This window comes from Sphaerotilus hippei (assembly GCF_003201595.1).
Lineage (GTDB): Bacteria > Pseudomonadota > Gammaproteobacteria > Burkholderiales > Burkholderiaceae_C > Sphaerotilus > Sphaerotilus hippei.
The window spans coordinates 204,897-226,070 of the sequence record NZ_QJJS01000006.1; the positions used below are offsets into that span (position 1 = coordinate 204,897).

Consider the following 21,174-nt stretch of genomic DNA (forward strand, 5'->3'; position numbering starts at 1 on the left):
TTCAGCGCGAGGTCGCGGCCGACCGGCCCGGCACGGGCGCGTCACCCGCCTCGGCCTTCATGCCCAGGGTCTCGGACGGTGCCGGGCCCAGGCTCATGTCCAGGCCGAATGCCGTGCCGTAGTCGCCGAAGTCGGTCGGATCCTTGCGTCGTGTCCTGAACTGGGGACGCAGCCGGACCCAGTTGAGCCAGCTTTTCCAGGAACGTCGGGCTTTCATGATTTCCTCTCCCGCTGACTCGACCGACGAGCCACGTGTGGTGTGATGTCTTGGCGGTGACCGGGTGGCTGTCTTGATGTCGAGCTGCAGCACGTCCCGCTGGTTTGTCAAGATCAGTGTATCGAGTGCGACTGAAAATCAAGCGGGCAGTAACCATCGGTCCAGGTGGCTAGTTCACGAAGTGCCCGTGATCACGCACGCCGGATTCTCCGAAATGCAACACTGCCCTCAGTCGCCGGCCCGTTCCCGAGGCGACGCTGACAGATCGAGGGCGCCGCTGGCCAGGGCCTGGCCGATGCGGTCGAGCACGCTGGAAGGCAGGCCCGAGCCCGCCGGCCCGGCCGACGGGTCGGCGGTCAGCTTCCACTGGTGCCAGAACAGGTCCACGTCGATGTGGACGTCGGGGTGCAGCCTCAGCAGGCTGCCGGTCTCGATCTTGTGCGCCACCAGTGGCCAGGCGGCCACGCCGATGCCCCAGCCGCATTCCACGGCCCGCACATAAGCCTCCGACGACGGCACGTAGCGCTGCAGCAGCCGGGGCTCGTTCACCCCGAGGGCCTGGCCGACCCACTGGGCCTGCACATCGTCCTTCCGGTTGAACACCACGAACGGCACCCGCCCCAGGTGGCCGGCCTGCAGCACCGGCCGGGCCTCCAGCTGCTGCCGCACCAGCTTGGGGGAGGCGACGGCGACATAACGCATCGTGCCCAGTGCGGAGAGGCGGCAGCCCCGCAGCGCCGTGTTCACGGTCGACACGCAGCCCAGCACCCGGCCCTCGCGCAGCCAGTCATGGGTGAAGTCCTGGTCGTCGACGATCAGCTCCAGCGAGATGCCGCTGTCGACCACCGGCTGCAGGGCCGGCAGCACCCAGGTGGCCAGGCTGTCGGCGTTGACCGCGATGGCCACCCGGTCCTTGGAGGGCAGGGTCTCGCCCAGCTCCAGCGCCACGTCGGCCCGCAGCGCCTGCAGCTGCCGCGCGTGCCGCAGCAGCACCTGCCCGGCGCTGGTCACCCGCAGCGGGCGCGAGCGCACGATCAGCGGCTGCCCGATCTGGACCTCCAGCGCCCGCAGGCGCTGTGACACCGCGCTCTGCGTGATCGACAGCCGCAGCGCGGCGCGGTCGAAGTTGCCCTCGTCGATCAGGGCGATCAGGCAGTCCAGGGCGGCGTGGTCCAGTGATTTCATCAGCCATTCTAATGATGGTTGAAAAAGATCAATTCTGCTTTTCAAACCAGGGTGAGACCTTCACCATCGCGGCTTGCCCAGGCCTCGATGGTGTTCGTCGGCAGGGTCGTGCAAACGGTCGCATGATGGGCATGGGCCGGATTTCCTTGAACCATCTGGGAGCAGGATCATGAAAGTCGTCGTTCTGGGGGCAGGCATCATCGGGGTCAGCACGGCCTGGCATCTGCTGGAGCAGGGCCACGAGGTGGTCGTGGTCGACCGCCAGCCGGAGGCCGCGATGGAGACGAGTTTCGCCAACGGGGCGCAGATCTCGGTGAGCTTCTGCGAGCCGTGGGCCAACGCCGGCGCCCCGCTGAAAGTGGCCAAGTGGCTGCTGCGCGACGATTCGCCGCTGCTGTTCCGTCCGCGTCTGGACCCGCACCAATGGCGCTGGGGTCTGGCCTTCCTGGGCCAGTGCACCCACGACGCGTTCGAGCGCAACGTGCGCCAGCTGGTCGCGCTCGGGCGCTACAGCCACGACACGCTCAAGGAGATCGTCGCCTCCACCGGCATCGAGTACCAGCGCCTGGAGCGCGGCATCCTGCATTTCTTCTCGTCGCAGGCCGATCTGGATGCCGGTGCCGCCGGCGCCCAGGTGATGCGCCGTCACGGCGTCGACCGCCGGGTGCTCGATCGCCAGCAGGTGCTGGCGATCGAGCCGGCGCTGGCCTCCTACGGCCCGAGCCTCGCCGGCGGGACCTACACCCCGTCGGATGAGTCCGGTGACGCCCGGGTGTTCACGCAGCGGCTGGCCGAGCGCTGTGCCGGGCGTGGTGCGCAGTTTCTCCATGAACACCAGGTGCTCGGCCTCGACCTGGAGGGCGGCGCCTTCCGTTCGGTCCGTGTGGTGCGCGCGGGCGAGGTGCAGCCGACCCGGGTGCATGCCGACGCGGTCGTGGTCGCGATGGGGTCCTATTCGGCGCCGATGCTGCGCACCGTGGGCGTGTCCCTCAACATCTACCCGGCCAAGGGTTATTCGGCCACGTTCAAGCTGCGGGACCCGGCCCGCGCCAGCGTGGTCAGCCTGCTCGACGATTCACGCAAGATCGCGATCTCGCGGCTGGGCGACCAGATCCGCGTGGCCGGCACGGCCGAGCTGGCCGGCTACGACACCGACCTGGACGGCCCGACCGCCCGGGTGCGCTGCGAGTCGCTGCGCCGCCGCTACGAGGAGCTGTTCCCGGGCGTGGCCGACACGACCGAGCCGAACTACTGGACCGGCCTGCGCCCCAGCACGCCCGACAACATCCCCTGCATGGGCCGCACCGCGGTGCCGGGCGTGTGGGTCAACGCCGGGCATGGCACCCTGGGCTGGACCCACGGCGCCGGTTCGGGCCGCGCGCTGGCCGATCTGATCAGCGGACGCCGGCCCGAGCTGGACTTCAACTTCCTGGCCTCGCCTGCCGGGGTCGGGCGTGCCCGGGTCGCGACGGCCTGACCTGGAGCCAAGCGAGAGCTGACGCGGAAGATCCGGATTGTGTGCGCTTGCTGACGTGGCTTCCACCGTCGAGGGGATACGAGGGGGGAGGGCTTCCCCCTACAGTCGATGCATCGGCTGTCACACGGTCAGAGAGCGAACACGAACGCCAGCCGACAACGATCTGCGCCTACCAACAACATCATGCAGACGTGTCGGCGGATGTCGGTTCCGTCGATGTTCAACACCATGAACGTCATCGGCCCACCCTTGCGGTGGGCCTTTTTTTTGGCCGGGCGGCTCCAGCTCAGGCCCTGAAGCCGTCCGCGAGGCTGTCGCGCAGGTGGTTCACCAGTGCCCGGACCGCGCCGGGCACCTGCGGGCTGTAGGGCCGGATCGCGTAGAGGTGCTCCCCGAAGGCGCCCACCGGGCTCCACTGCGGCAGCACCCGCTGCAGCCGGCCCGACTTCAGGGCCTGCTGCGCGCTGAAGTCCGGCAGCATGGCGATGCCGAGATCGGCCTCGGCCGCCTCCCGCAGCGCCTCGCTGTTGTTGGCGCCGAACGGGCCGGTGATCGCGACGCTGACCTGGCCCTGGTCCTGCGTCAGCGAGGCGGCTTCGTCGTCGTTCATCGCGACGAAGCGCCAGACCGGCGTGGCGCCGGGGCGCGGGTAGTGCAGGCACTGGTGCTGGCTCAGCTCCCGGGGATGCGCGGGCTGGCCGGCGCGTTCCAGGTAGGCGCCGGAGGCCACCAGCACCGACTGCGTGCGCGCCAGCGTCCAGGCCACGTGGGTGTCGGGCGGGCGGGCGCAGTGGCGGATCGCCAGGTCGAAGCCCTCCTGGGCCATCGACACGATGTGGTCCGACAGCTGCAGCTCGACCCGCACCTGGGGATGGGCGCGCAGGAAGGCCGGCAGCCGCGAGACGATCTGCTGGCGGCCGAGCGCCACCGGGGCGGTCACCCGCAGCAGGCCGCTCGGGGTGCTGGCCAGGTCCTTGACCCCCTCGAATCCCCGCTCGATCTGCTCGAACGCGCCCCGGGTCGCCGCGACCAGCTGCTCGCCGGCCTCGGTCAGCCGCACGCTGCGGGTGGTGCGCCGGACCAGCGGCACGCCGGCGGCCTGCTCCAGCTCGGTGATGCGCTGGCTCATGGCGGCCTTGCTGACACCCAGCCGCTGCGCGGCGGCGGTGTAGCTGCCCAGGTCGCCCAGCACCGTCAGCCAGTGCACATGGGCCCACAGGGCCTCGATGCGGCGCACCTCCATGTCAGTGCTCCTTGCCGTTGGGGGTGAAGCGGCTGTGCGAGCTCAGGGTCACGAAACGCTGGTCGTTCTGGTGCGCCAGGGCACTGCCGATCGCGTCCCGGCGCTGCAGCGCCAGGTCGCTGACCAGCGCGTCGATCATCACCGTCTGGGCCAGCCGCGACAGCATCGGCACCAGCGCGTGCACGTCGTCGGGGTGATCGACCGGCAGCACGATGTCGGCCAGCCGGGCCAGCTCGCTGCGCTGAGGGCACATCGTGATCACCGTCGTGCCGGCCCGGCGGGCCCGCGCCACCGCCTCGTTGACCGACTCCAGGGCGCCGGAGTTCGACAGCACCAGCAGCACGTCGCCAGTGCCCAGGTAGATCGAGGTCAGGTTCTGCAGCTGTGCATCGGTGCGTGCCAGCGCCGCCAGGCCGAGGCGGCCGAGCTTGTTCTGCGCGTCCTCGGCGGTCAGCGCAGAGCTGCCGGTGCCGTAGATCTCGATGCGCCGCGCGCCGGCCAGCGCCGCGGTCGCCCGTTCGAAGGCGGCCGGATGCAGGCGATCGCGCAGGGCGATCAGCGCGGAGATCGAGTTGTCGAAGATCTTGCCGATGCGTTCGGCGGTCGGGTCCTCGTGCTGCACCTCCCGGTGGGCCACCTTGGTCGTGCCCGACAGGCCCGAGCCCAGGCGCAGTTTGAAGTCGGCCAGGCCCTTGAAGCCCATCGAGCGGCAGAAGCGCATCACGGTGGGCGTGCTGACGCCGCAGCGCTCGGCGATGCGGGCGATCGAGTCGCTCATCCACGCCCGCGGTGCCGACAGCAGGTCCTGCGCGACCGTGCGCTCCGAGGTGGAGAGCCGGTCCATCGCGGCGCGGATCTCGACCAGCAGCGGGCCGGCGCCGTGGTCGGCGGTGAGGTGGTCGTCGAGCATCGCCGACGCACCACGCAGCGCCGAGCGGGGCGCGACCGCCACCCAGGTGGGCACCCGCTCCAGCCAGCTGCGGAAGCGCCCCTTGCTCTCGAATCGCTGGCGGAAGGCCGAGCGCGCCAGGAAGGGCAGCATCTGCGGCACGATGCCCCCGCCGATGTAGACCCCGCCGGTGCTGCCCAGCGTCAGCGCCAGGTTGCCGGCCACGGTGCCCAGCATGGCGCAGAACATCTCCAGCGCCCTCAGGGCGACCGGGTCGGCGGGGGTGGCCTGCGCCCGCGCGGAGATCTCGGGGGCGCTGAGCCGCGGCGGCGGCAGGCCGCTGCGGCTGGCCAGCAGTTCGTGGGTCAGCTCGAGGCCGGAGGCCGAGATCAGCCGCTCGCCCGAGGCGTGGCCGAAGCGCTGCGTCGCCAGCGCGACCAGTTCGGCCTCGTCGGCGTCCTGGGGCGGGTAGCTGACGTGACCCCCTTCGGTGATCAGCGCCACGTTGCGGTCCTGGAACGGCACCAGCGCCGACACGCCCAGGCCGCTGCCGGGGCCGATCACGCCGATCACGCCGCCGGGCGCGGCCTCGCCGCCGCCGATGCGCACCCGTTCCTGCGGCTCCAGCCGGGTCAGGCCCATGGCCAGCGCGGTGTAGTCGTTCACCGCCAGCAGCGTCTGCAGGTCCAGGTGCCGGCGCATCGCTTCGACCGAAAACGCCCAGGGGTGGTTGGTGAGCTTGATGTGGTCGCCGGTGATCGGATTGGGCAGCGACAGCGCCGCATGCCGGATCACCGGGTGGCCGGCGGTGGCCAGGAAAGCCTGGAGGGCGTGCTCCAGGCTGTCGTGCTCCGCGCAGGGCAGCACGGCGCTGACGCTGAACTGGTCCGGCGCGATCTCCAGGGCCAGGCGGATGTTGGTGGCGCCCACGTCGGCCAGCAGGCGCGGGCCGTCGGCGTAGGGCACGGCGGAGACGGTGTTCATGGGGTGCGGGCGGGTGGGGAGACGGAGGCGCGGCGCACCAGCGGGCAGGCCAGCCGGGTGCATCCGGGGGGCAGCGTGGTGGCGCCCAGCAGCGCCGAGGCGCCCTGGTAGCCGAGCTCGTGGTGCGGCAGCTGCATCGTGGTCAGCGCCGGGTGCAGGTGGGCGGCGATGACTTCCTGATTGTCGTAGCCGATGAGCGACAGGTCCTCGGGCATCCTCAGCCCCAGCGACCGGGCCGCGGCCTGGGCGCCCATCGCGGCGCGGTCGTTCAGGCAGAAGAGGGCGGTCGGCCGGTCCGGCCGGTCCAGCAGCTGGCGGGCGGCCTGTTCTCCGGCCTCCTGGTCCCCGGGCCGATGCACGATCCGGTCCGGGGCTTGTGCCAGGCCGGCATCGGCCATCGCCTCGAGGTGGCCCTGCAGCCGCAGCGTGGCGGCCGGGCCGGGGTGCAGCGTGTCGACGATGCCGATGCGGGTGTGGCCGTGTTCCAGCAGGTGGGTGGTGGCCAGGCGCCCGCCGGCCTGCTCGTCGGGCACGACCGAGCGCACGAGGGCATCGTCGCTGATGCAGTTCACCAGCACCACGGCCTGCCCGCGCAGGGCCGGCGGGATCGTGATGCGGCGGTGGAACATCGTGGCGATCAGGAAGGTGTCGACCTGGTGCTGCAGCAGGCTGTCGATCGCCTCCTGCTCGAGATCGTCCCGGTGGCTGGTGCTGACCAGCGCCAGGATGCGGCGGTGCTGCCAGGCGGCGTCCTGGGCGCCACGCACGATCAGCCCGGCGAACGGCGTGGTCGCCACCTCGTCGGAGATCAGGCCGACCAGCGTCGACGTGCCCTGGCGCAGCGCCCGGGCCATCGCGTTGGGCCGGTAGCCCAGCGCCTGGGCGGCCTCCAGCACCCGCTGCCGGGTGGGCTCGGCGATGCTGGTGTCGGGCCGCCCGCTCAGCACGAAGGACACCGTGGTCTGCGAGACCTGGGCGGCCTCGGCCACGTCCTGCATCGTGATGCGGGCGGGGGGGCGGGTCGAGCGGTGGCGCGTCACGGGGCGGGTTCGATGGGGCGGGCGATGGGCGGGATTGTCACGTGCCGGCCCCCGCAGGGCCGGCCTCGTGGACCGGATCGAGGATCGATCCGAGACAATGTATTGAAGTTACATTGATTTCCGTACTGAGTGGAGAAGAGGTGAGGAGAATCCGGATCCGATCGATGAGACCGATGTCGGGATCATTGGCCAATGTAATTCGATTTAGTTCGGTTGAAATCCGGGTTCTCACTCGTCGATGCATTGGAATGGAGCGTCGATGGGTGACTAGGGTTTACGCCATGTTCGTTCGAATGTAAGGTAATTACATTCACGTTGGTGGTGGCGACCAGCAGATGTCACCCGGGCCGAAACACTAGGAGACTGACAACATGTTCCATTTCAAGCGTCTTGCACTGGGTCTGGCGATGGCCTTCGGCGCACTCTCCGGGGCCCAGGCGGCCACGGTGACCATTTCCTGCGGCTCCGTCGGCCAGGACTTCGAGTTCTGCAAGAAGCACACGGAAGAGTGGTCGAAGAAGACCGGCCACACGGTCAAGCTGTTCACCATCCCGAACTCGACCACCGACATCCTGGCGCTGTTCCGCCAGATGTTCGCCGCCCAGTCGTCCGACCTGGACGTGCTCAACGTCGACGTGGTCTGGCCCGGCGTGATCAAGGATCACCTGGTCGACCTGAAGAAGTACAGCAAGGGCGTCGAGAAGGAGCACTTCCCGGCGATCGTGGCCAACAACACCGCCGACGGCAAGCTGCTGGCGATGCCCTGGTTCACCGACGCGGGCCTGCTGTTCTACCGCAAGGACTTGGTCGAGAAGTACGGCCAGAAGGCGCCGGCCACCTGGGAGGAGCTGGCCACGGTGGCCAGGAAGATCCAGGACGGCGAGCGTGCCGCCGGGGCGGCCGACTTCCAGGGCTTCGTCTTCCAGGCCAAGGCCTATGAAGGCCTGACCTGCGATGCGGTCGAGTGGCTGAGCAGCTTCGGCGGGGGCAACATCGTCGACGCGTCGGGCAAGGTCACCGTCAACAACCCGAACGCGGTCGCCGCGCTGAAGACCGCCCATTCGTGGATCGGCACCATCGCCCCGACCGGCGTGCTGAACTACGCCGAGGAGGACGCCCGTGGCGTGTTCCAGAACGGCAAGGCCGCCTTCATGCGCAACTGGCCGTACGCCTGGTCGCTGGGCAACGGCGCGGACAGCACCATCAAGGGCAAGATCGGCGTGCTGCCGCTGCCCAAGGGCGGCGCCAACGGCAAGAACGCCGCGACGCTGGGCGGCTGGCAGCTGGCCGTCTCCAAGTACTCGAAGAACCCGGATGCCGCCGCCGACCTGGTCATGTACATGACCAGCAAGGAAGTGCAGAAGGAGCGTGCGGTCAAGGGCTCCTACAACCCGACGATCAATGCGCTCTACCAGGACAAGGACGTGCTGGCCGCCAACCCCTTCTTCGGCAGCCTCTACGACGTGTTCACCAGCGCGGTGCCGCGCCCGGCCACGGTCACCGGCCTGAAGTACCCCGAGGTCTCCAGCGCGTTCTGGAACGCCACGCACGACGTGCTGTCGGGCAAGGCGAGCGCCGAGGACAGCCTGAAGAAGCTCGAGGGCCGACTCAACCAGATCAAGCGCAACAAGTGGTGAGTCCGGGAGGGCCCCGTCCATGAACTCCAGAACCCGCACCGCCTGGCTGTTTCTCGCGCCCATGCTGGTCACGCTGCTGCTGGTCGCAGCGTGGCCGCTCGGACGCACGATCTGGTTCAGCTTCACCGACGCCAACATCAACGACATGTCGGCGGCTCGTTTTGTCGGCTGGGAGAACTACTTCGGCGAGTTCGGGCTGTTCGCCAACCCGAACCACAGTGACGGGTTCTGGAACAGCGACTGGGGCCTCTCCATCATCAACACGCTGAAGTTCTCGGTCGTGTCGGTGACGCTGGAGACGCTGTTCGGCCTGGGGGTGGCGATGCTGCTGAACCAGGAGTTCAGGGGCCGCGCCTTCGTGCGGGCGGCCGTGCTGGTGCCCTGGGCCATCCCGACCATCGTGTCGGCCAAGATGTGGGGCTGGATGCTGCACGACCAGTTCGGCGTCATCAACGACCTGATGCTCGCGGCCGGGCTGATCGACCACAAGATCGCCTGGACCGCCGAGTCGCAGTACGCGCTGTGGACCGTGGTGGCGGTCGACGTCTGGAAGACCACGCCCTTCATGGCGCTGCTGATCCTGGCCGCGCTGCAGACCCTGCCGCGTGACTGCTACGAGGCCGCCCGCGTCGACGGCGTGCATCCGCTGCGCCTGTTCCTGAAGGTCACGCTGCCGCTGATCCGTCCGGCGCTGATGGTGGCGGTGATCTTCCGGCTGCTCGATGCGCTGCGGGTCTTCGACCTGATCTACGTGCTCACCTCGAACAACAACTCCACGATCAGCATGTCGGGCTTCGTGCGCCGCGAGATGATGGACAACGGCTACATGGGCTTCGGCTCGGCGGCATCGACCGCGCTGTTCCTCATCATCGGCCTGGCGACGGTCGTCTACATGCGTCTGGGTCGCATGAAACTGTCGGAGGACGCATGACACACCGACCTCTCGCGGGCACGATCGTGCTCTACCTGCTGGCCGCCCTGGTCACCGTGGTCTCGGTCTTCCCCTTCCTGTATGCGGTGTCGACCTCGCTGAAGACGGGCTCGGCGCTGTTCACGACCACGCTGTGGCCGCAGAACGCCAGCCTGGACAACTACGTCAGCCTGTTCACTGTGGCCGAGCAGCCCTTCGGCCGCCACCTGCTCAACTCCATCATGGTGTCGGTGGTGGTGGTGGCGGTGTCGATCTTCCTGGGCGTGACCGCCGCCTATGCGCTGGGCCGCATCAACTTCAAGGGCCGCGGCCTGCTGCTGACCACCATCCTGGGCGTGTCCATGTTCCCGCAGGTCGCGGTGCTGGCGGGCATGTTCGAGATGATCCGTGCGCTGGGCCTCTACAACAAGGCGCTCGGCCTGGTGCTTCCCTACCTGATCTTCACGCTGCCGTTCACGGTCTGGGTGCTGACCACCTTCATGAAGCAGCTGCCCAAGGAGCTCGAGGAGGCCGCGATCATGGACGGCTGCGGCCCGTGGCGCATCATCAAGGACGTCTTCATGCCGCTGCTGTGGCCGGCGCTGGTGTCCACCGGGCTGCTGGCGTTCATCGCCGCCTGGAACGAGTTCCTCTTCGCGCTGACCTTCGTGCTCGACAACAACGAGCGCACCGTGCCGGTCTCGATCTCGCTGATCAGCGGCGCGAGCAAGTACGAGATCCCCTGGGGCAAGATCATGGCCGCTTCGGTGCTGGTCACGCTGCCCCTCATCGGCCTGGTGCTGGTGTTCCAGAAGAAGATCGTCTCCGGCCTGACCGCTGGCGCGGTCAAGGGCTGAACCTCCTTTCCTGCGAGACCCATGATGAAAGCTCCCAACAGCAACTGGTGGCGCGGCGGCGTCATCTACCAGATCTACCCGCGCAGCTTCGCCGACAGCAACGGCGACGGCATCGGTGATCTGCCCGGCATCACCGCCCGCCTCGACCACATCGCGCGCCTGGGGGCCGACGGCATCTGGCTGTCGCCCTTCTTCAGGAGTCCGATGAAGGACTTCGGCTACGACGTCAGCGACTACTGCGACGTCGACCCGATGTTCGGCACGCTCGATGACTTCAAGGTGCTGGTGCGGCGTGCGCACGAACTCGGCCTGAAGGTGATGATCGACCAGGTGCTGTCGCACACGGCCGACCAGCACCCCTGGTTCGTCGAGAGCCGCGCGAGCCTCGACAACCCGAAGGCCGACTGGTACGTCTGGGCCGATGCCAAGGACGACGGCAATCCGCCCAACAACTGGCTGTCCATCTTCGGCGGCAGCGCCTGGCAGTGGGACACGCGCCGCTGCCAGTACTACCTGCACAACTTCCTGACCAGCCAGCCCGACCTGAACTTCCATCACCCCGAGGTGCAGGATGCGCTGCTGGGCACGGTGAAGTTCTGGCTCGACCTGGGCGTGGACGGCTACCGGCTCGACACCGCCAACTTCTACTTCCACGACCGCCAGCTGCGCGACAACCCGGGCCGGGGCCGCCCGACGGGTGAGGACCCGGCCGTCAATGCCGTCAATCCTTATGGCTGGCAGCGCCATATGCACGACAAGAGCCAGCCCGAGAACCTGGTGTTCCTGCAGCGCCTGCGCGCGCTGCTCGACCAGTATCCCGACACGACGATGGTCGGGGAGATCGGCGACGACGATGGCCTGGCGCGCGTGGCCGAGTACACCAGCGGCGGCGACAAGCTGCACATGGCCTACTGCTTCGACCTGCTCGGCGTGGCCCATGGTGCGCCCTTCATCCACGGCGTGATGACCCGCTTCGGCGAGGTGGTCGGCAGCGGCTGGCCCTGCTGGGCGCTGTCCAACCACGACGTCGTGCGGGTGGCCACCCGCTGGGGCGGCGATCGCCCGCCCGCGGCCCTGCTGCGTCTGGCGATGGCTCTCGTGCTGAGCCTGCGCGGCAGCGTCTGCCTCTACCAGGGCGAGGAGCTCGGCCTGCCCGAGGCCGACGTGGCCTTCGAGGACCTGCAGGATCCCTACGGCATCACGATGTGGCCCGAGTTCAAGGGCCGTGACGGCTGCCGCACGCCTTTCCCCTGGAGCACGACCGCCCCCGACCTGGGCTTCTCCAGCGTGGCCGGTGGTCGTGCGCCCTGGCTGCCGGTGGCCGCCAGCCACCGGGCGCTGGCCGTCGACGTGCAGCAGGCCGATGCCGATTCGCTGCTGAACCACACCCGGGCGCTGCTGGCCTGGCGGCGCGGGCAGCCGGCGCTGCGCGACGGCGAGATGACGCTGCTGCCGCTGCACGATCAGGTGCTGGCCTGGGTACGCCGCAGCGGCCACGAGCGGGTGCTGTGCGCCTTCAACCTGAGCGAGGGCGAGGCCGTGCTGAACCTGCCGGCCCACGAGCAGGTGGCGGCCGTGCTGAGCGACAGCGGCGTGCGCGGCGCCACGGTGCACGACCGCACGGTGCACTTCGACCCCCACGGCGTGCTGTTCGCCCGCCTGGCCTGAACACCCTTCTTCATCGCACGCCATGTCACGCATCGACTTCAAGAACGTCTGCAAGCGCTACGCCCCGGGCCTGCCCTACACCATCAACGACGCCAACATCACGGTGGGCAAGGGTGAGTTCTGCGTCTTCGTCGGGCCGTCCGGCTGCGGCAAGTCGACCCTGCTGCGCATGGTGGCGGGCCTGGAGGACATCAGCTCCGGCGACCTGTCGATCGGTGGCGTGCGGGTCAACGACCTGCCGCCGGCCCGGCGGGGCGTGGCGATGGTGTTCCAGAGCTATGCGCTGTATCCGCACATGACCGTGGCCGAGAACATGGCCTTCGGCCTGCGGGTGCTGGGCTCGGACAGCGCCGAGATCGAGCGCAAGGTGAAGAAGGCGGCCGACATCCTGCAGCTCGGGGCGCTGCTGGACCGCCTGCCCAAGGCCCTGTCGGGCGGGCAGCGCCAGCGGGTGGCGATCGGCCGCGCCATCGTCAAGGAGCCCGACGTGTTCCTGTTCGACGAGCCGCTGTCCAACCTCGACGCGGCGCTGCGCGTGCAGACCCGCCTGGAGATCGCCAAGCTGCACCACGACATCGGTACGGCCAGCATGATCTACGTGACCCACGACCAAGTCGAGGCGATGACGCTGGCCGACAAGATCGTGCTGCTGCGCACCGGCCAGGCGGTGCAGGACGAAGGCAGCGTGGCCCAGTTCGGCACGCCGATGGACCTGTACCACCGGCCGCGGAATCTGTTCGTGGCCGAGTTCATCGGCAGCCCGAAGATGAACATCCTGCCCGGTCGCCTGGTGCGCGCGGAAGCGGGCCATGCGGTGGTCGAGGTGCACGGCACCCCCGTCACCGTGGCCGTCGATGCCCGCCGCGGCAAGGTCGGCGACAAGGTCTCGCTGGGCATCCGTCCGGAGCACCTGCTGGTCGGTGACAGCGGCCCGGGGGCGATGCTGACGGTGACGCTGCGCCAGATGGAGCGCCTGGGCGACTCCTCGATGCTCTACCTCGATCTCGAGCCCGGCGCCCCGATGCTGACGCTGCGCCTGGAAGGGCATGCGCCGCAGGTGGCCGACGAGCGGGTGCCGCTGCGCCTGCGTGCCGAACAGTGCCATCTGTTCGACGCGGCGGGGCAGGCCTATGCCCGCACCGTGGACCTGCCGGCCTGAGACGCAGGGGCCCGTGTCGGTCCGGATCAGGAGGCCGCGATGAGCCCGAACCCCTGGTGGCAGGACCGTGTGGTCTACCAGATCTATCCACGCAGCTTCTGCGACAGCGACGGCGACGGCATCGGGGACCTGCGCGGCATCACCTCGAAGCTCGACCACCTGCAGGCCCTCGGGGTCGGCGTGGTGTGGCTGTCTCCGATCTACCGCTCGCCCAACGACGACAACGGCTACGACATCAGCGACTACCGGGAGATCATGCCCGAGTTCGGCACCATGGCCGACTTCGACGAGATGCTGGCGGCCATGCATGCGCGTGGCCTCCGGCTGGTGATGGACCTCGTGGTCAACCACAGCTCCGACGAACATCCCTGGTTCCAGGCCGCCCGCACGAGCCGCGACCACCCGCTGCACGACCACTACATCTGGCGCGAACCCGGTCCTGACGGGGCGCCGCCGACCAACTGGGAGGCGGCCTTCAACGGCTCGGCCTGGGAGTGGAACGAGCCGACCGGCGAGTACTACCTGCACATGTTCAGCCGCAAGCAGCCGGACCTGAACTGGGAGAACCCGGCGCTGCGCCAGGAAATCTGGGCGCTGATGCGCTTCTGGCTCGACAAGGGCGTCGACGGCTTCCGCATGGACGTCATCAACATGATCTCCAAGCCGTGGCGGGCCGACGGCAGCCTGCCCGACGCGCCGGTGGTGCGCGAGGGCTTCCTGCAGCCGGCCTTCGCCATGGTCTGCAACGGCCCGCGCCTGGGCGAGTTCCTGCAGGAGATGCGGCGCGAGGTGCTCGACCACCACGACACGCTCACCGTCGGCGAGGCGCCGCTGGCGACCATCGCCCAGGGCATCGAGCTGACCCATGCCCGCGGCGGGGCGCTGGACATGCTGTTCCAGTTCGAGCACATGGACCTCGACAGCGTCGGGGGCCATGTCAACGGCAAGTGGGCGCTCAAGCCGCTGGACCTGCGTGACCTCAAGCAGACCATGAACCGCTGGCAGCAGGCCCTGCACGGCCAGGGCTGGAACAGCCTCTACCTGTCCAACCACGACCAGCCGCGGCCGGTGTCACGTTTCGGTGACGATGGCCGCTGGCGGGTCGAGTCGGCCAAGATGCTGGCCACCTGGCTGCACCTGCACCAGGGCACGCCCTACGTCTACCAGGGCGAGGAGCTCGGCATGGGCAACGTCGCCTTCGACGACATCCACGACTACCGCGACATCGAGACGCTGAACCACCACCGGGTGGCCACCACCGAACGAGGCCAGGACCCGGCCGAGGTGATGGCCTCGATCCACGCGAAGGGGCGCGACAACGCCCGCACGCCGATGCCCTGGAGCGCCGGCCCGAAGGCCGGTTTCACCACCGGCGAGCCGTGGCTGCGGCTGCACCCGGACCACGACAGCGTCAACGCGCAACGGGCGCGGGCCGATCCCGACTCGGTGTTCCACCACTACCGGCGACTGATCGAATTGAGGCGCCAGCACCCGATCATCGTGCATGGACGCTTCGATCTGGTGCTTGCCGAGCACCCGCTGATCTACGCCTGGACCCGCACGCTGGGCGATGAGCGCTGGCTGGTGGCGTGCAACTTCAGTGGTGACACGCCGGTGTTCGAATGCCCGGCCGAGCTCGCCGGGCGCGAGGCCCGGCTGGTGATCGGCAACCTGCGTGCCGGGGCAGGGGAGCGGGTCGACGACCTGCAGGCACTGGTGCTGCGCCCCTGGGAGGCCGTGGTGCTGCGACTGCTCGATTGAAGGGGATCGGGGTGTCCTGGCGAGCGTTGTGGCGCCCCTGAAACCCGGCTGGCGCGGGATTGGCTTCCAATCGGGGCATGAATGCTCGCACACCGTCCGATCCGACCGCCGTCGCCACCCGTCTGGCGGCCTACACCGCCCAGGCCCGCGCCATCATCCTGGCCCGTCAGGACCCCCGAACCGGCCTGCTGCCGGCCAGCACCGCCATCACGGTGCATGGCGACTACACCCACGCCTGGGTGCGTGACAACGTCTACAGCATCCTGGCGATCTGGGCGCTCGACCTGGCCCACCGCGACCAGCAGCCGGCCGTCGCCAAGGAGCTGCGCGAGCGGGTCGAGGCGCTGATGCGCGGCCTGCTCGCGGCCATGATGAAGCAGGCGCACAAGGTCGAGCGTTTCAAGCACACCCAGCACCCGCTCGATGCGCTGCACGCCAAGTACTCGACCAGCACCGGCGAGCCGGTCGTCGGCGACGCCGAGTGGGGCCACCTGCAGATCGACGCCACCGCGATCTTCCTGCTGCTGCTGGCCCAGATGAGCGCCAGCGGGCTGCGCCTGGTGCGCACGGTGGCCGAGGCCAGCTTCGTGCAGAACCTGGTGCACTACCTGGCCCGCGCCTACCGCACGCCCGACTACGGCATCTGGGAGCGTGGCCACAAGCGCAACGAAGGGCGTGCCGAGATCAACGCCAGCTCGGTGGGCATGGCCAAGGCGGCGCTGGAGGCCATCAGCGGCTACAACCTGCTGCCGGGCTGGGCGCCTCGCATCCTGGTGCAGGGCGACGACATCGCCCACGCCCGCATGACGCTGGCCGGGCTGCTGCCGCGCGAGTCCGAAAGCAAGGAGACCGATGCGGCGCTGCTGTCGATCATCGGCTTTCCCGCCTTCGCGGTCGACGACCCGGCGCTGGTGGAGGCCACCCGCGCGCGCATCATCGCCAAGCTGCAGGGCCGCTACGGCTGCAAGCGTTTCCTGCGCGACGGCCACCAGACGGTGGTCGAGGACCACAGCCGGCTGCATTACGAGCCGGGCGAGCTGCAGCGTTTCCGCCGCATCGAGAGCGAGTGGCCGCTGTTCTTCTGCTACCTGCTGCTCGACGCCGTGCTGCGGGGCGACGAGGTGGCGGCGGCGGACTACCGCGGCCGCCTCGAGGGCCTGATGCAGGAGCGCGACGGCCAGAGGCTGCTGCCCGAGCTCTACCTCGTGCCGCCCGAGGCGGTCGAGGCCGAACGTGAGCAGCCGCACAGCCAGGACCGGGTGCCCAACGACAACGTGCCGCTGGTCTGGGCCCAGAGCCTCTACCTGGTCGGCGCGCTGCTGCAGGACGGACTGATCCGTCCCGAGCAGCTCGATCCGCTCGGCCGCCACCGCATCCTCGAGGCCCCGGAGCCCGCGCCGGTGACGGTCCAGCTGGCGCTGCTGGCCACCGACCGGCTGGTGCAGGCCCGCCTGGCCTCGCATGGCATCGCCGCGCAGACGCTCGCCGAGGTCCAGCCCGTCCAGGTGCGTTACGCCGACGAACTCGACGCGGCCCTGACCCGCCTGGGCCAGCACGAGGCGCTCGGCCTGAGCGGTCGGCCACGCCAGCGCCTGGGCAGCCTGGCCACCAGCCGGGTGTACCGGGACGGGGAGCAGACGGTCGTGTTCCTGCCGGCCCTGTTCAACCGCCAGGGCTTCTACCTCGGGCTGGACAACCGTCTGCTGGTCGACGAGTTCCAGGCCGAGGTGGCTTACCTGCGCACCCACTGGCGGGCCGACACCGGCAGCGCCGGCGGTGCGCCTGCCCAGCCGCTGCTGGCGCTGCTGATCGGCGAGCCGATGCTCGATGCGATCGGGGCCGACGGTCTGCTGGCCTACCTGCGCCAGGTGTCGCCGGCCTGCGCCGGGGCGGCGGCCGACGGCCTGCGGGCCGCGCCGCTCGCGCAGCTGCTGCCCGCCGCGGCGACGGCCGAGATCGACGGCCTGCCGGCGGCGGTGGCCCTGCCGGCCGACCCGGCCGCCGCGGCCGCGGTGCTCGACTGGGAAGAGGCCGCCACCCGCGCGCTCAGCCCGGCCCGGGCCGCGGCGCTGGAGCGCACCCACGACGATGCCGCACTGGAGCGCCAGCTCGAGCGCAGCCGCAACCCCTACGAGCAGGTCGAGATCCTCGGCCTGCTGAGCCAGCGCCGCGGCCTCGATGCGCCCACGGCGCTGGGCGGCACGCTGCGCCAGCTGACCGGCGCGGTCTACGCGCGGGCCGGCCGGCAGCGCCGCTGGGGGGTGATCCGGCGTGCCGCCGGGGTGCTCGACATCCACGACGAGACGCTCGAGGACGCGGTGGCGCAGATCGTCGTGCGGCAGAAGCAGGTGTCCGTGGGACGCGCCTACGATGCCGCGGCCATCATCGCCGCGCCGCTGGGCAACGGCGAGCTGTTCGAGCGCCTGCGCGCCTTCGGCGGCGACGATGCCCGCGGCCGGGTGCTGATCCAGGAAATCGTGCTGCTGCTGGGCACGCTGATCAAGGCCGATGCGACGCTGTTCAAGGGCACGCTGACGCTGCGCCCCTGGTATCTGCTGCTGCTGATCACCGGCCGGCTGGCGCTCGAGCACGGCCTGAGCCAGGCCGAGGCCTTCGATCACCTGCTCGACTGCAGCCCGCAGGCGCTGCTGGCCCGGCTGCGCGAGGTGATCGTGCGTGAGCAGGAGGTCAGCCGCGACCTCGTGCGCCTGCAGTCGCTGCACACCGGTGAAGGCGGCGGGGCGCTCGTGGCGGTCCAGTTCCCGGCCGGCAACGATCCGGTGCTGTCGAGCGACCTGCCGGACTGGCTGGCCTGGCGCGAGCTCAGCGGCGTCGTCACGCGCCTGCCGGCGGACTTCCACGAGCGCATCTGGGCCCTGCTGCGCCAGGTGCCGGGCCTGGTGATCGGCGACCAGCTCGATGCCCGCAACCGCCTCGACAGCACGCTGGCCCGGGCCGACAGCACGCCGGGCGAGCGTGGCTTCGCGCTGCAGGTCGAGGAGCTGCTCAACAAGATCCATGCGCCCGAGTACCGCCAGCTGACGATCGAGGCGCTGCTGGCGGTCAGCGACATCCTGCGGGCCAACGCCGACCTGCGTCTGGACAGCTGGCTGGTGATGGACGTGCTCGTGGGCATCGCGGTGCGCCAGGGCTGGCAGCAGGCCATGGGCGAGGCCCATGTCGATGCCGACTACAACGAGCACCGTGCCCACGCCTGGGAGGCGTTCTACGCCAGCCCGCCCCACCGCGTGGCCAATCTGGTGATGGCCGCGATGGCCTATCTGGTGGAGCGGGCGCGCCGCGAGGCGCTGGAGGTGCCCGTGGAGGCGCCCGAGGCGCCGGTCGAGACGGCTGCCGAACCGGACGTGCCCGGGCCCGGCGATCTGCCGGGGACGGTCGAGGTGGTGGAGGCGTCCGCACCGGAGTGACGGGTGCGTGGCGTGAAGGGGCCGGGTTTTCCCGGCTGTTCTGCAGGATGGTCATTCATTGTTCAATATATTGAACAGTGTGTCCGTCCACCCGGTCTGGGCGGAGCGCCTGCGACTGCCTAGACTGCGCAGCATCCACCCGACTCCAGGAGACCGTTCATGAGCGCACCCCGCCACTACACCTCGACCACCGACGTGGCCCACTACATCCACGGCGAAGTGGTCGCCGGCCGCAGCGGCCGCAGCCAGGCGGTCTACAACCCGACCACCGGTGCGGTGGCGCGCCAGGTGGTGCTGGCCGAGGTCGACGAGGTCAATGCGGCCGTGGCGTCGGCGCAGGCGGCGTTCCCGGCCTGGTCGGCGGTGCCGCCGATCCGCCGTGCGCGGGTGCTCAACAACTTCCTGGCGCTGCTCAACCAGCACCGCGACACGCTGGCCGCGATGATCACCGCCGAGCACGGCAAGGTCTTCACCGATGCGCAGGGCGAGGTCAGCCGCGGCATCGACATCGTCGAGTTCGCCTGCGGCATCCCGCAGTTGCTCAAGGGCGACTACACCGAGCAGGTCTCCACCGGCATCGACAACTGGACCATGCGCCAGGCCCTGGGCGTGGTGGCCGGCATCACGCCGTTCAACTTCCCCGTCATGGTGCCGTGCTGGATGTTCCCGGTGGCCATCGCCTGCGGCAACACCTTCGTGCTCAAGCCCAGCGAGCGCGATCCCAGCGCCAGCCTGTTCATGGCCGACCTGCTGACCCAGGCCGGCCTGCCCAAGGGCGTGTTCAATGTGGTCCAGGGTGACAAGCTGGCCGTCGATGCGCTGCTGACCCATCCGGACGTCAAGGCGCTGAGCTTCGTGGGCTCCACCCCGATCGCCCAGTACATCTACGAGACCGGTGCCCACCACGGCAAGCGTGTGCAGGCCCTCGGGGGCGCCAAGAACCACATGGTGGTCATGCCCGACGCCGACATCGACCAGGTGGTCGACGCCCTGATCGGCGCGGCCTACGGCTCGGCCGGCGAGCGCTGCATGGCCATCTCGGTGGCGGTGCTGGTGGGCGACATCGCCGACCAGGTGGTCGCCAAGGTGGCCGAGCGTGCCCGCACGCTCAAGATCAAGGACGGCATGGAGCTCGACGCCGAGATGGGCCCGATCGTCACCGGCGTGGCCCGTGACCGCATCGAGAACTACATCGGCATCGGCGTGGAAGAGGGCGCGACCCTGGTGGTCGACGGCCGCGGCCACAAGGTGCCGGGCTTCGAGAACGGCTTCTTCACCGGCGGCACGCTGTTCGACCACGTGACGCCCGAGATGCGCATCTACAAGGAAGAGATCTTCGGCCCGGTGCTGGGCTGCGTGCGCGTCAAGTCGTTCGCCGAGGCGGTGAGCCTGATCAACGCCCATGAATACGGCAACGGCGTGGCCTGCTACACCCGGGACGGCAACACCGCCCGCGAGTTCTCCCGCCAGATCCAGGTCGGCATGGTCGGCATCAACGTGCCGATCCCGGTGCCGATGGCCTGGCACGGCTTCGGTGGCTGGAAGAAGAGCCTGTTCGGCGACATGCACGCCTACGGCGAAGAAGGGGTGCGTTTCTACACGCGCCAGAAGTCCATCATGCAGCGCTGGCCGGAAAGCACGGCCAAGGGTGCGGAATTTGTGATGCCGACGGCCAAGTGACGGTCTGAGAGGGTTCAACCGGCAGCGCAGTCTTGTCATACTGCGCTGCTTTTTGCCTTTCGGCGCGCAGCGGTGGGGTCGCTGACCCCTGGTTCCCGGCTCCGCCCGATGCGATCAGCCCCCTTCCCGGGGTGCCTGTCAGGTGATCGCTTTATAGTGTTAACCCTGGTTCGTGGCCTGTTCACCTGCGCCCTCATGGCGCGGGTCGGCAGGCGCCTGTTTCCGTCTCTCTGGAGAAGCTGATGTCCCGTTCGTACACCAAGACCACCCTGTCCTCCGCGGCGCTGATCATCGCCGCCTCGCTGGCCGCCTGCAGCAGCACCCCGACCGCCACCGCTCCCGTGGCCGCCGCTCCGGCCCCGGTGGCCGCGCCTGCCGCACCGGTCGCCGCTGCCCCGGTCGCGACCCCTGCCGCCGCCGTGACCGCACTGCCGGCCCACCTGGACCCGAGCAACCTGATCTCGACCGCTCGCAGCGTGTACTTCGACTTCGACCAGTACGTGGTCAAGGGCGAGTTCAACGGCCTGGTCGAGCGTCAAGGCAAGTACCTGGCGTCCAACCCGGCGCTGAAGGTGCGGGTCGAAGGCAACACCGACGAACGTGGTGGCAGCGAATACAACCTGGCCCTGGGCCAGAAGCGTTCCGAAGCCCTGGTCAAGGCGCTGAAGGTCTATGGCGTCAAGGACGGCCAGGCCGAAGCCGTCAGCTACGGCAAGGAGCGTCCCAAGGCCGCCGGCCACAACGAGGCCGCCTGGTCGCAGAACCGCCGCGCCGACATCGTCTACCCGGCCAAGTGATGACGCGGGCGAACCGCCGGCCTCGGCCAGCGGTTCGCGCTGCGCCATGAAAAAAGGGCTTCCCGAGGGGAAGCCCTTTTGCATGGAGCGGTGAGCGCCGGGGTTCCCTGGTGGGGAGGATCCGGCGCGGGGGGCCCGAAGGCCCGCGGGATCAGAAGGCGTAGTTGAAGCGCACGCGCAGGGAGGTGTTCTTGTCGGGGGTGCCGGCCGCCAGGTCCTTGCCCTTGGAGTAGGACAGGGCG

At 69.5% G+C, this 21,174-nt stretch carries 15 protein-coding genes; 10 read left to right on the forward strand and 5 right to left on the reverse strand.

Annotation, left to right across the window (positions count from 1 at the left end; all coding sequences use genetic code 11):
• Position 1: 1 nt before the first annotated feature.
• Together C7444_RS08935 and C7444_RS08940 are read right to left on the reverse strand one after the other, a co-directional pair.
• Positions 2-217 (reverse strand): hypothetical protein, encoded by a 216-nt coding sequence (locus C7444_RS08935; RefSeq protein ID WP_110400493.1) that lies wholly within the window; start codon positions 215-217, stop codon positions 2-4.
• Between the two features lie 228 nt (positions 218-445).
• Complete coding sequence (locus C7444_RS08940) at positions 446-1,402, reverse strand: LysR family transcriptional regulator ArgP (protein WP_110400494.1); 957 nt, start codon at positions 1,400-1,402, stop codon at positions 446-448.
• A gap of 169 nt (positions 1,403-1,571) precedes the next feature.
• Between C7444_RS08940 and C7444_RS08945 the strand changes: the two genes are divergently transcribed.
• On the forward strand, positions 1,572-2,879 hold the full coding sequence (locus C7444_RS08945) for a D-amino acid dehydrogenase (protein WP_110400495.1): 1,308 nt from the start codon (positions 1,572-1,574) through the stop codon (positions 2,877-2,879).
• Positions 2,880-3,165: 286 nt separating this feature from the next.
• Here C7444_RS08945 and C7444_RS08950 read toward each other — a convergent pair whose 3' ends face one another.
• Genes C7444_RS08950 through C7444_RS08960 form a run of 3 tightly spaced genes read right to left on the reverse strand, consistent with a single transcriptional unit; the run spans position 3,166 to position 7,035 of the window.
• Positions 3,166-4,122, reverse strand: coding sequence for a LysR family transcriptional regulator (locus tag C7444_RS08950; RefSeq protein WP_110400496.1), 957 nt, complete (start codon positions 4,120-4,122; stop codon positions 3,166-3,168).
• A gap of 1 nt (position 4,123) precedes the next feature.
• Positions 4,124-5,995: a glucokinase gene (gene glk / locus C7444_RS08955; protein WP_170130687.1), complete on the reverse strand. Its 1,872-nt coding sequence runs from the start codon at positions 5,993-5,995 to the stop codon at positions 4,124-4,126.
• Complete coding sequence (locus C7444_RS08960; protein WP_110400498.1) at positions 5,992-7,035, reverse strand: LacI family DNA-binding transcriptional regulator; 1,044 nt, start codon at positions 7,033-7,035, stop codon at positions 5,992-5,994. The genes glk and C7444_RS08960 overlap by 4 nt, the downstream gene beginning before the upstream one ends.
• Before the next feature lie 371 nt (positions 7,036-7,406).
• On the opposite strand from C7444_RS08960, the gene C7444_RS08965 reads away from it, so the two are divergent.
• From C7444_RS08965 to pal, 9 genes are all read left to right on the forward strand, one after another.
• Positions 7,407-8,672 carry an ABC transporter substrate-binding protein gene (locus tag C7444_RS08965; RefSeq protein ID WP_110400499.1) on the forward strand — a complete coding sequence of 422 codons (1,266 nt, stop codon included), beginning with the start codon at positions 7,407-7,409 and terminating at the stop codon, positions 8,670-8,672.
• Between the two features lie 19 nt (positions 8,673-8,691).
• Positions 8,692-9,603 (forward strand): carbohydrate ABC transporter permease, encoded by a 912-nt coding sequence (locus C7444_RS08970; RefSeq protein WP_110400500.1) that lies wholly within the window; start codon positions 8,692-8,694, stop codon positions 9,601-9,603.
• Complete coding sequence (locus C7444_RS08975; protein WP_110400501.1) at positions 9,600-10,439, forward strand: carbohydrate ABC transporter permease; 840 nt, start codon at positions 9,600-9,602, stop codon at positions 10,437-10,439. Before C7444_RS08970 ends, C7444_RS08975 begins: the two co-directional genes overlap by 4 nt.
• A gap of 24 nt (positions 10,440-10,463) precedes the next feature.
• The gene (locus C7444_RS08980; protein WP_110400526.1) at positions 10,464-12,107 is read left to right on the forward strand and encodes an alpha-glucosidase family protein; all 1,644 of its coding nucleotides are present in this window, start codon (positions 10,464-10,466) and stop codon (positions 12,105-12,107) included.
• A gap of 22 nt (positions 12,108-12,129) precedes the next feature.
• Positions 12,130-13,266 carry an ABC transporter ATP-binding protein gene (locus C7444_RS08985; protein ID WP_110400502.1) on the forward strand — a complete coding sequence of 379 codons (1,137 nt, stop codon included), beginning with the start codon at positions 12,130-12,132 and terminating at the stop codon, positions 13,264-13,266.
• A gap of 39 nt (positions 13,267-13,305) precedes the next feature.
• Positions 13,306-15,027, forward strand: coding sequence for a glycoside hydrolase family 13 protein (locus C7444_RS08990; RefSeq protein ID WP_110400503.1), 1,722 nt, complete (start codon positions 13,306-13,308; stop codon positions 15,025-15,027).
• A gap of 77 nt (positions 15,028-15,104) precedes the next feature.
• Entirely contained in the window at positions 15,105-18,455 is a 3,351-nt protein-coding gene (locus tag C7444_RS08995; RefSeq protein WP_110400504.1) for a glycoside hydrolase family 15 protein, read from the forward strand.
• A 159-nt stretch (positions 18,456-18,614) separates the two neighbouring features.
• Positions 18,615-20,135, forward strand: coding sequence for a CoA-acylating methylmalonate-semialdehyde dehydrogenase (locus tag C7444_RS09000; protein WP_110400505.1), 1,521 nt, complete (start codon positions 18,615-18,617; stop codon positions 20,133-20,135).
• A gap of 242 nt (positions 20,136-20,377) precedes the next feature.
• Positions 20,378-20,932, forward strand: coding sequence for a peptidoglycan-associated lipoprotein Pal (gene pal, locus C7444_RS09005; RefSeq protein WP_110400506.1), 555 nt, complete (start codon positions 20,378-20,380; stop codon positions 20,930-20,932).
• Positions 20,933-21,174 lie beyond the last annotated feature (242 nt).